This window comes from Rathayibacter sp. VKM Ac-2759 (assembly GCF_009834225.1).
Classification (GTDB): domain Bacteria; phylum Actinomycetota; class Actinomycetes; order Actinomycetales; family Microbacteriaceae; genus Rathayibacter.
The window spans coordinates 3,929,142-3,938,869 of record NZ_CP047176.1 but is presented as its reverse complement, the minus strand read 5'-3'; the positions used below and the strand labels follow the sequence as shown (position 1 = coordinate 3,938,869).

Below are 9,728 nucleotides of genomic sequence, written 5' to 3'. Positions count from 1 at the left end.
CTGTCCTCGGTCCTCGTCGCTGTCTGCATCCCGGGATCGCCCGGTTCGTGGTGCCTGATGTCGCCGTGGGGCCCTCGCCACCCGTGCGGTCGCCGGCCGCGGTGGTCAGGCTCTCTGCGGGCCGGATCTCGTGCTCGTCGCGGTGGGGCGCAGGGCCGTGGTGCGGTGCTCGGATCGACCGGTACGGGGCTCGATCCATGCACAGGGTTATCCACGGGTCTGAGCCGATACCAGCGCGGACGCGGGTCGTGGCCGTTCGTGCCTGTGGATAACTGCGGCTCAACACGGTAACGAACGGAGCCGATGGGAGACAAATCCACCACAGCGACTCCCGCGTGTCAATGCGCGGAACGCGCCGCGGCGCGTGCAGAATCGAGGTTTCGCCCGTGCCACATTTGACCGACGGGAGTGCAGGCCGTAGTTTTAATCAGTTGACGCCTGCCCGGGGTCGCGCGCCCGATCCTCGCGGATCGTGCCGAGTCGGATCCGGGCACCCCCCTCTTCCCGGGAGACCGGAGCCCAGCGAGGCTCCGATTCGCTCGCGGAACACGTACGTGGAGATTGAACTATGAGCAAGCGAACCTTCCAGCCGAACAACCGTCGTCGCGCCAAGGTGCACGGCTTCCGTCTGCGCATGCGCACGCGTGCCGGTCGCGGCATCCTGAGCGCTCGTCGCGCCAAGGGCCGCACCGAGCTCTCGGCGTAGAGCCCGCGATAACCGTCCAGCGGTGCTGGCCAGAGCGAATCGCATCGTCCACGGAGGCGAGTACCGGACAGTCGTCCGTCGCGGTGTGCGGTCCACGGGACCGCACACCGTCACGTATGTCCGGAAGACCTCGGGGTCCTCTCCTGCGCGGTTCGGATTCATCGTGGCCAAGACCGTGGGATCGGCCGTCACCCGCAACACCGTCCGTCGCCGCCTCAAGGCGGTGGCGTTCGAGATGGTCGGAGTCACCGATCCCGGGACCGAGATCGTGATCCGCGCGCTGCCCGGCAGCGCCGACGCACCCTGGCCGGAGCTCCGCGAGGAGGTCGTGGCCGCGATGTCGCGAGCCGCGCGGCCGGCGAAGGCCCGCTCATGAGCACCGCTGTCGCTCCCCTCGGGAGTCCCTCCTGGTCTTCCCGCCTCGCCCGGGGACTGCTCCTGCTCCCCCGGAACATCGGGATCGCGCTCCTCCTCGTGTACCGCGCCGTCGTCTCGCCGCTCTACGGCGACGTCTGCCGCTACTACCCCTCGTGCTCCGCGTACGCGCTGCAGGCGGTCCAGCTCCACGGGCTCGTCCTCGGCACGGTGCTCGCGGCCCGCAGGCTCCTCCGCTGCCACCCGTGGGCGGCCGGCGGCGTCGACGACGTACCGACCTCGATCCCCCTGCACCGACCGGCCCCCGGCCGAACCCGCTTCGCTGTAACGCGATCCGGATTCGTCGTGGGCTCTCGAAAGGACTGACCCCCTCCCATGGACCTCCTCGGCACGATCCTCTGGCCCCTCAAATGGGTGGTTGAGCTGCTTCTCGTCGCCTTCCACCAGCTGCTCACCTTCACGGGCCTGGATGCGGCGGCGGGTATCACCTGGGTGCTGTCGATCGTCGGGCTCGTCCTCGTCATCCGCGCGGCGCTGATCCCGATCTTCGTCAAGCAGATCAAGAGCCAGCGGCGGATGCTGGAGGTGGCGCCCCAGCTGAAGAAGATCCAGGACAAGTACAAGGGCAAGCGCGACCAGCTGTCCCGCGAGGCGATGTCGCGCGAGACGATGGAGCTCTACAAGAAGACGGGGACGAACCCGCTCGCCTCGTGCCTCCCCCTGCTGATCCAGATGCCGATCTTCTTCAGCCTGTTCTCGGTGCTGAACGACGCGCAGCACAGCAAGGCGGGCGTGGGCCCCCTCAGCGACGAGCTCGCCCAGCAGTTCGGCGAGGCCAACCTCTTCGGGATCGCCCCGCTGCACCAGTCGATCCAGGGTGCTCTGGCCGAGGGCGGCCAGGAGCTCGTCATCGTCATCGCCGTGATCATGGTCGTCCTGATGACCGCCTCGCAGTTCATCACGCAGCTGCAGATCGTCTCGAAGAACATGTCGCCCGAGGCGAAGGCCTCGCCGACCTTCAAGCAGCAGCGCATCCTGCTGTACATCCTCCCGCTCGTGTTCGCCTTCTCGGGCTTCGCGTTCCCCCTCGGCGTCATGTTCTACTGGCTGACCTCCAACATCTGGACGATGGTCCAGCAGTTCGTCGTCATCCGGAACATGCCCACCCCCGGCAGCGAGGCCGCCAAGGCCCGCGAGGAGCGCCTGCGCCGCAAGGGCAAGCTCGTCGAGGAGATCACTCCTGCGGGCGAGACGACGCTCGTCGAGAAGAAGGCCGTGCAGCGCCAGCAGCCCGTCGGCAAGAGCCGCGCCAAGAAGCAAGCCGGAAAGTAGTAGCACCGAGATGACCGATTCGACGCAGACGTACACCGACGAGCAGCAGCCCCTCGAGGCGCCCGCCGAGCAGCCCCAGGCAGCTCCGGAGTCCACCCTCTCGCAGCTCGAGGACGAGGGCGACGTCGCCGCCGATTACATCGAGGAGTTCCTCGACATCTGCGACCTCGACGGGGACATCGACATCGAGGTGCGCAACGGCCGCGTCTACCTCTCGGTGACCGCGTCGGGTGAGACCAACCTCCGGGTCCTCTCGCGCTCCGACACGGTTCAGGCCCTGCAGGAGCTGACCCGTCTCGCGGTGCAGACGAAGACCGGCGTGTTCTCGCGGCTGATCCTCGACATCGGCGGTTCGCGCGATGCCCGCGAGGCCGAGCTGGCCCAGCTGGTCGACCGCGCGATCGAGCGCATCGAGGAGGGCGCCACGTCGGCGTCCCTGCCTCCGATGTCGTCCTACGAGCGCAAGCTCGTGCACGACATGGTGGGCGAGCGCGGCTTCGTGTCGGAGTCGCGCGGCGAGGCCCGCGAGCGCCACACCGTCATCACCCGCGGCTGACCGCCGTGGAGCAGCCGACTCTCGAGCCGGAGCCCGCCGCCGCCGCGACCATCGCGGGGGACCGCCTGGAGCTTCTCCGGCGCTTCACGATGGCGCTGGCGGAGCAGGGCGAGGAGCGCGGCCTCATCGGCCCGCTCGAGCTTCCCCGCCTCTGGACGCGGCACGTGCTCAACAGCGCCCTGGTGGCCCCTCTGCTGCGTCCGGGACTCGTGGGTGACGTGGGAAGCGGCGCCGGCCTTCCGGGCGTCGTCCTGGGCATCCTGCGGCCTGATGTGCAGTTCGTACTGATCGAGCCCATGGAACGACGGGTGGCCTGGCTCCAGGAGCAGGTCGAAGCACTCGAACTCGACAATGTCTCAGTTCTTCGGGTGCGAGCCGAGGATGCCCAGCTCGAGCGGCCGCTCGATCAGGTGACGGCGCGGGCGGTCAGTGCGCTGTCGAAGCTCATTCCGCTGACGGCGCCGCTGCTGCGCAAGGGAGGCGAGCTGGTGCTCCTGAAGGGGATCAACGCGGAGAAGGAGATCGGGGCGGCGGAGAAGCAGATCCGACGCTTCCGGCTGTCTCCCCCCGAGGTGATCGTCCTCGGCGACGGCGTGCTCTCCGAGGTGACGAGAGTGGTCCGAGCTACAGTGGGTTGATCGCCCCGGCAGCATTCGAGATCACCTGGACTCCACGCGCCGGTCGTCGCGGTACTCCCTCTGATCGAACTGCCGAGCGAAGGTTTCACGTGAAACATCCCGATCCTGCTGGACTGCCCGGCGGATTCGACTCCTCGACTCCTCTCGCTCGCGAGATCGCGGACATGACCCGTCGACGCGCGTTGCTCAATGCGCAGCCGCTCCCGAAGCCGGAGTCGACCCGCGTCATCACGATCTCGAACCAGAAGGGCGGGGTCGGCAAGACGACGACCACCGTGAACCTGGCGGCCGGGCTCGCTCGCGGCGCGGCGAAGGTGCTGGTGATCGATCTCGACCCGCAGGGCAACGCCTCCACCGCACTCGGGATCGAGCACCGCGCCGAGACGACCAGCGTGTACGACGTCATCGTCAACGACACTCCCCTCGCCGAGGTGGTGCAGAAGAGCCCGGAGTTCGACACGCTCTACGGTGTGCCGGCGACGATCCACCTCGCCGGCGCCGAGATCGAGCTGGTCTCTCTCGTGGCGCGCGAGCAGCGCCTCCGCCGAGCCCTCGACCGGATGCTCGACGCGATGGACGAGCCCTTCGACTACGTCTTCATCGACTGCCCGCCCTCGCTCGGGCTGCTGACGATCAACGCCTTCGTCGCCGCACGCGAGGTGCTGATCCCGATCCAGTGCGAGTACTACGCGCTCGAGGGGCTCAGCCAGCTGCTCAAGAACATCGACCTGATCGAGCGGCACCTCAATCCGAATCTCGGCGTCTCGACGATCCTGCTCACCATGTTCGACGGCCGGACGAACCTCTCCCACCAGGTGGCAGCCGAGGTGCGCGAGCACTTCCCGAAGGAGGTGCTGAAGGCCGTGATCCCCCGCAATGTGCGCATCTCGGAGGCACCGAGCTACGGGCAGAGCGTCATCAGCTACGACCCGCAGTCGTCCGGCTCCCTGGCGTACCTCGAGGCGGCCGCGGAGATCGCCCGTCGGGGAGCCCGAACCACCCGAGAGACCGCGACCGAAGGAGAGGCCCGCTGATGGCGGCCAAGCGAACAGGACTGGGCCGTGGAATCGGCGCGCTCATCCCGACCGGTGACGACACGCGAGCACGCCCGGTCGATGTGTTCTTCCCGGATCAGAACGCCGGGGCGTCCGAGTCGGACGAACTCCTCGAGGTTCCCGGAGCGCGCCTCGCGCGTCTGCCGCTCGCGGAGATCGTGCCGAACGCTGCTCAGCCCCGCTCGGTGTTCGATCAGGACGATCTCGCCGAGCTCATCCACAGCATCAGCGAGTTCGGGGTGCTGCAGCCGATCGTGGTCCGGCCGATCCAGGGCCGGGACGGCGCGAAGTACGAGCTGGTCATGGGGGAGCGGCGATTCCGCGCGTCCAAGGCCGCCGGACTGTCGACGATCCCCGCCGTGGTGAAGGACACCGCGGACGAGAACATGCTGCGGGACGCGCTGCTCGAGAACCTGCACCGCGCCGAGCTCAACCCGCTCGAAGAGGCGTCCGCGTACCAGCAGCTGCTGAGCGATTTCGGCATCACGCAGGAGGCGCTCGCGACGCGCCTCGGACGGTCGCGCCCGCAGATCTCGAACACGCTGCGACTGCTGCGCCTGCCGGCCGACGTGCAGGCGCGGGTGGCCGCGGGTGTGCTCAGCGCAGGGCACGCGCGTGCTGTGCTGTCACTCGAGGACGTCGACACGATGCGCCGCCTGGCGGACAAAATCGTGAACGAGGACCTGTCGGTGCGGGCGGCGGAGGCCGCGGCGGCGCAGATGAAGGCCCCCCGTCCGGCGAAGCGCGAGCCGGCGGAGGAGCAGGGCGGGCATGTCGGCCACCTCAGCTCGGTCGCGGATCACCTGGGCGACAGGCTGAACACTCGGGTGAAGGTGACGCTGGGAGCTCGGAAGGGCCAGGTGGTCATCGACTTCGCGAGCATCCAGGACCTGAACCGCATCCTCTCCGAGATCGGCGAGCCGACCGAGGTGTCGCTGGCGCCGTAGCTGGTTGGATGTTTCACGTGAAACATCGAGCGGTGCGGAGTGGGGGAGTGCGCCGTCCCGTCGTGCAAGCCTCCTGGGACATGGCGGTCGCGGGTGGGGTATTCAGGCTCACGTGCCTGAAAGTCCCGGTCAGAAGCCAGTTCTGCTGGCGGATGCTGGTCTCGATACGCCCCTGCGGGGCTACTCGACCAGCAGGGTGGTCGAGTGCCAGACAACGAGATCTCTGCTCTGACGCTGGCCGAGGTACCCGATTGCGGATGGGCCCGAGGTAAGGGTGGCGCCGCCTGCATGCTGATCGAGTAGCCCGCGGAGTGGGCGAATCGAGATCCACCGAATCCGGAAGGGTGTTGCTCTGACGATGGAAGGTCTCGATACGCCCCTGCGGGGCTACTCGACCAGCAGGGTGGTCGGGTGCCAGACAACGAGATCGCTGCTCTGACGCTGGCCGAGGTGCCCGATCGCCGATGGGCCCGAGGTAAGGGTGGCGGGCCGCCTGCCTGCTGATCGAGTAGCCCGCGGAGCGGGCGTATCGAGATCCACCGGATCTGGTAGGCTGACCTTTCTGACGATGGCAGGTCTCGATACGCCCCTGCGGGGCTACTCGACCAGCAGGGTTGTCGAGTGCCAGACAACGAGACCCCTGCTCTGACGCTGGCCGAGGTGCCCGATCGCGGATGGGCCCGAGGCATGGGGGGCGGGGCGCCTGCCTGCTGATCGAGTAGCCCGCGGAGCGGGCGTATCGAGATCCACCGGATCTGGAAGGCTGACCTTTCTGACGATGGCAGGTCTCGATACGCCCCTGCGGGGCTACTCGACCAGCAGGGGTGTCGAGTGCCAGACAAGGAGATGTCTGCTCCGACGCCAGCCGAGCTGCCCGATTGCGGATGGGCCCGAGGCAAGGGTGGCGGGGCGCCTGCCTGCTGATCGAGTAGCCCGCGGCGCGGGCGTATCGAGATCCACCAGCACCCGCGGGTGTCGGTTGAGCGACAGCGTACGAGCCGCCACCAGCGGGAGCGCCGTCGAATGGCGATGTTTCACGTGAAACATCGCGCAGGACTAGTGCGTGGCGGCCAGACGGGCGAGGTTGGAGTACACGTCGCCGAGGTAGCGGCCGGACGCCTCGATCGCCTGGGGAACCGTCGAGGTCTCGGTCATGCCGGGGAGGACGTTGGCGTCGAAGAACCAGGGCTGACCCGCAGCGTCGACGATGAAGTCGATGCGGGAGAGGTGGCGGAGACCGAGGACCTCGTGGACGGCGACCGCCACGCGCGAGACCTCCGCGAGGACCTCATCCGCCAGTCGGGCGGGGGTGTAGAACCGCGTCTCTCCGGCGTTGTAGCGCGCCTCGAAGGTGTAGCGGCCCTCGACGGGCTCGATCTCGACCGGGGGCAGGGCGAACGGTCCGTCTCCCAGGTCGAGCACGCCGACCGCCACCTCCGTGCCGACGACGAACTGCTCGATGAGCACCACCTCGCCATAGGTGTAGGCCTCGACCATCGCCCGGGGGAGCTGACCCGGCTCCGACACGATGCTCACACCCTGCGCGGAGCCACCCTGGGCGGGCTTCACGACGAGCGGACCGGGAAGGTGGGCCTCGACCTGCCCGAGGATGCCGGCGGCTCCCAGTTCGCGGAAGGTCTCGCGGGGGAGTGTCACGGAGCGCGGGGTCGAGAAGCCGGCCCGGCCGACGAGAGTCTTCGCCGTCGGCTTGAACCACGCCAGGCGTGCGGCGTCCGTCCGCGAGCCGACGTAGTCGAATCCGGCCGCCTCGAGGAGTCCGAGTAGAGCGCCGTCCTCGCCGCTGGCGCCGTGGACCGCCGGCCACACCACGTCGGGACGGTGCTCGAGCAGGTACTCGAGCAGCCCGGCGTCCGGCTCGCGCATCGACACGCGGTGACCCATCGCCGAGAGGCGGTCGGCCACGCGGCGACCCGACCGCAGCGAGACATCGCGCTCGTGGCTGATGCCTCCGCTGATCACGACGATGTCGAGAGTGCGATCGAGGACAGAGAAATCAGTCATGATCAGGCCTTTTGTGGTTCGGTCTCAGCGGAGTGGGGCACGTCAGGAGATGTTCGGCGGCAGGGCGCTGTCGCGCGCCTCCACGTCGACGGCGGTCATCGATCCCGTGCCGGCGAAGGTCGACAGGAGGTCGAGCTCACCGTTGATGACGGTCGCGAGCCGGCGGATGCCGTCGCCGATCCGCTCAGGAGTGGGATAGCAGAACGACAGCCGGATGTTCTGACGTCCGTCGCCGTTCCCGTAGAAGGCCGTGCCGGGCGTGTAGGCGACGAGCTCCTTCACCGCGCGGGGGAGCATCGCCTTGGAATCGAGGTTGTCGGGGAGGGTGACCCAGACGTAGAAGCCGCCGTTCGGGTTCGTCCAGGTGAGCGAGGGGAGGTGCGTCTGCAGCCCCCGCAGCATCGCCTCCTTGCGCTCCCGGTAGACGCCGCGGAAGGTGTCGATCTGCCCACGCCAATCGGCCGTCTCGAGGTACTTCGAGATCACCAGCTGGCTGAACGACGACGGGCTCAGCACGGCGGCCTCGTTGGCGAGGATGAGCCGTTCGCGGATCGCATGCGGGGCGAGGGCCCAGCCCACGCGGAAGCCCGGCGCGAGGGTCTTCGAGAAGGTGCCGAGGTAGATCACGCCGTCCTCCTCGAGGGAGCGCATCGCCTTCGGTGGGACGTCCTCGAAGTAGAGGAGGCCGTACGGGTTGTCCTCGAGCACGAGGATCCCCTCGGACTTGCAGATCTCGAGGATCTCGACCCGGCGCTCCCAGGAGAGCGTGACCCCGGCCGGATTGTGGAAGGTGGGGATCGTGTACAGGAACTTGATGGTCTTGCCCGCGGCGCGGACGCGGGAGATGTGCTCGCGGAGGGCCGCCGGGATGAGCCCGTGCTCGTCCATCGGCACGTGCTCGACCTGAGCCTGGTACGAGCGGAAGATGACCATCGCGGTCACGTAGCTCGGCCCCTCCGACAGCACGACGTCACCGGGATCGAGGAAGAGCTTCGAGACGAGCTCGAGGGCGTGCTGCGAGCCGGTGGTGACGACGATGTCGTCGGCGCTGGCCGAGATGCCCTCGAGCGCCATGACGTCGAGGATCTGCTCGCGGAGGATCGGAACACCCTGGCCGGAGCCGTACTGCAGGGCGACGGGACCCTGCTCGCGCATCACGGACTCGATGGCGCCGGTCACGAGATCCTGGGGGAGGGCGGAGACGAACGGCATGCCGCCGGCGAGGGAGACGACCTCGGGTCGTGACGCGACGGCGAACAGGGCTCGGACCTCGCTGGCGGCCAGGCCGGCCGTGCGCTCCGCATAGGAGTCGTACCAGGGGTCGAGATTGGTTCCGCGGTTGGTCACGATGGATTCGCTTCGCTCGGGGGACGGGGACGCCGGGCAGCAGTGCCGGGTCTGTCCACTGTACCGGCCGGGTCGGCGCGCGGGCCGGGAAGGGGGAGCCACTCCGGAGGGGGTGGATCCGGCGGCGGGAGTTCCTGCGGCGGGACTCCTGCTCGGGGGGCGACCCGTTCACCGGGGGTCTCGATACGCCCCTGCGGGGCTACTCGACCAGCGGGGTCGGCTGGCCCGGCTTGTCGCCCCCCGGTCCTCGCTGATCGAGTAGCCCGCGGCGCGGGCGTATCGAGATCCACCGTCGTCTGCAGTCCGCCCCCCAGGAGCGCCGGTGATCGGCCGCTCCGTTTCACGTGAAACGGAGGGGGATGCACGAAGCCCCCGCGTCCCGAAGGGCGCAGGGGCTTCAGTGCTGATCAGAGGATCAGAGGAAGGCGGCGAGGTCGGCCTCGAGAGCCGGCTTCGGCTTGGCGCCGATGACGGTCTTGACGACCTCACCCTTCTGGTAGACCTTCATCGCCGGGATCGAGGTGATCTGGTACTTCGCGGCGGTCTGGGGGTTCTCGTCGACGTTCAGCTTGACGATCTCGATCTTCTCGCCGTGCTCGGCCGAGATCTGGTCGAGGATCGGCGACACCATGCGGCAGGGGCCGCACCACTCGGCCCAGAAGTCGACCAGGACGGTCTTCTCGGAGTCGAGGACGTCGGCCTGGAACGATGCGTCGGTGACGCTCTTCGCGGTGGACATAGCGATTTCTC

At 68.4% G+C, this 9,728-nt stretch carries 11 protein-coding genes; 8 read left to right on the top strand and 3 right to left on the bottom strand.

Annotation, left to right across the window (positions count from 1 at the left end; translation table 11 throughout):
- Window positions 1-568 precede the first annotated feature (568 nt).
- The 8 genes from rpmH (at window position 569) to GSU68_RS18300 (ending at window position 5,609) form a co-directional block, all read left to right on the top strand.
- Window positions 569-706 (top strand): 50S ribosomal protein L34, encoded by a 138-nt coding sequence (gene rpmH / locus GSU68_RS18335; RefSeq protein WP_055784512.1) that lies wholly within the window; start codon window positions 569-571, stop codon window positions 704-706.
- Between the two features lie 22 nt (window positions 707-728).
- Window positions 729-1,082 (top strand): ribonuclease P protein component, encoded by a 354-nt coding sequence (gene rnpA / locus GSU68_RS18330; RefSeq protein WP_159910054.1) that lies wholly within the window; start codon window positions 729-731, stop codon window positions 1,080-1,082.
- Window positions 1,079-1,447 carry a membrane protein insertion efficiency factor YidD gene (gene yidD / locus GSU68_RS18325; protein WP_159910053.1) on the top strand — a complete coding sequence of 123 codons (369 nt, stop codon included), beginning with the start codon at window positions 1,079-1,081 and terminating at the stop codon, window positions 1,445-1,447. The genes rnpA and yidD overlap by 4 nt, the downstream gene beginning before the upstream one ends.
- A gap of 9 nt (window positions 1,448-1,456) precedes the next feature.
- Window positions 1,457-2,413 carry a membrane protein insertase YidC gene (gene yidC / locus GSU68_RS18320; protein ID WP_159910052.1) on the top strand — a complete coding sequence of 319 codons (957 nt, stop codon included), beginning with the start codon at window positions 1,457-1,459 and terminating at the stop codon, window positions 2,411-2,413.
- Window positions 2,414-2,423: 10 nt separating this feature from the next.
- On the top strand, window positions 2,424-2,969 hold the full coding sequence (locus tag GSU68_RS18315) for a R3H domain-containing nucleic acid-binding protein (RefSeq protein WP_159910051.1): 546 nt from the start codon (window positions 2,424-2,426) through the stop codon (window positions 2,967-2,969).
- Window positions 2,970-2,974: 5 nt separating this feature from the next.
- Window positions 2,975-3,607, top strand: a complete 633-nt coding sequence (rsmG, locus tag GSU68_RS18310; RefSeq protein ID WP_159910050.1) for a 16S rRNA (guanine(527)-N(7))-methyltransferase RsmG — start codon at window positions 2,975-2,977, stop codon at window positions 3,605-3,607.
- 164 nt (window positions 3,608-3,771) lie between these two features.
- Complete coding sequence (locus GSU68_RS18305) at window positions 3,772-4,641, top strand: AAA family ATPase (protein ID WP_159910049.1); 870 nt, start codon at window positions 3,772-3,774, stop codon at window positions 4,639-4,641.
- Window positions 4,641-5,609: a ParB/RepB/Spo0J family partition protein gene (locus GSU68_RS18300; protein WP_159910048.1), complete on the top strand. Its 969-nt coding sequence runs from the start codon at window positions 4,641-4,643 to the stop codon at window positions 5,607-5,609. The genes GSU68_RS18305 and GSU68_RS18300 overlap by 1 nt, the downstream gene beginning before the upstream one ends.
- A gap of 1,056 nt (window positions 5,610-6,665) precedes the next feature.
- Here the strand turns inward: GSU68_RS18300 and GSU68_RS18295 are convergent.
- The 3 genes from GSU68_RS18295 to trxA form a co-directional block, all read right to left on the bottom strand.
- Window positions 6,666-7,631, bottom strand: coding sequence for a D-alanine--D-alanine ligase (locus tag GSU68_RS18295; RefSeq protein WP_159910047.1), 966 nt, complete (start codon window positions 7,629-7,631; stop codon window positions 6,666-6,668).
- A 42-nt stretch (window positions 7,632-7,673) separates the two neighbouring features.
- The gene (locus tag GSU68_RS18290; RefSeq protein WP_159910046.1) at window positions 7,674-8,978 is read right to left on the bottom strand and encodes a PLP-dependent aminotransferase family protein; all 1,305 of its coding nucleotides are present in this window, start codon (window positions 8,976-8,978) and stop codon (window positions 7,674-7,676) included.
- 415 nt (window positions 8,979-9,393) lie between these two features.
- On the bottom strand, window positions 9,394-9,717 hold the full coding sequence (gene trxA, locus GSU68_RS18285) for a thioredoxin (protein ID WP_056039828.1): 324 nt from the start codon (window positions 9,715-9,717) through the stop codon (window positions 9,394-9,396).
- Window positions 9,718-9,728 lie beyond the last annotated feature (11 nt).

Bases quoted from the DNA above. Each gene is read 5' to 3' on its own strand.
- GSU68_RS18300 (WP_159910048.1), top strand. From the start codon at position 4,641: ATGGCGGCCAAGCGAACAGGACTGGGCCGTGGAATCGGCGCGCTCATC.
- yidC (WP_159910052.1), top strand. From the start codon at position 1,457: ATGGACCTCCTCGGCACGATCCTCTGGCCCCTCAAATGGGTGGTTGAG.
- GSU68_RS18305 (WP_159910049.1), top strand. From the start codon at position 3,772: ATGACCCGTCGACGCGCGTTGCTCAATGCGCAGCCGCTCCCGAAGCCG.
- GSU68_RS18315 (WP_159910051.1), top strand. From the start codon at position 2,424: ATGACCGATTCGACGCAGACGTACACCGACGAGCAGCAGCCCCTCGAG.
- trxA (WP_056039828.1), bottom strand. From the start codon at position 9,717: ATGTCCACCGCGAAGAGCGTCACCGACGCATCGTTCCAGGCCGACGTC.
- GSU68_RS18295 (WP_159910047.1), bottom strand. From the start codon at position 7,631: ATGACTGATTTCTCTGTCCTCGATCGCACTCTCGACATCGTCGTGATC.
- rpmH (WP_055784512.1), top strand. From the start codon at position 569: ATGAGCAAGCGAACCTTCCAGCCGAACAACCGTCGTCGCGCCAAGGTG.
- yidD (WP_159910053.1), top strand. From the start codon at position 1,079: ATGAGCACCGCTGTCGCTCCCCTCGGGAGTCCCTCCTGGTCTTCCCGC.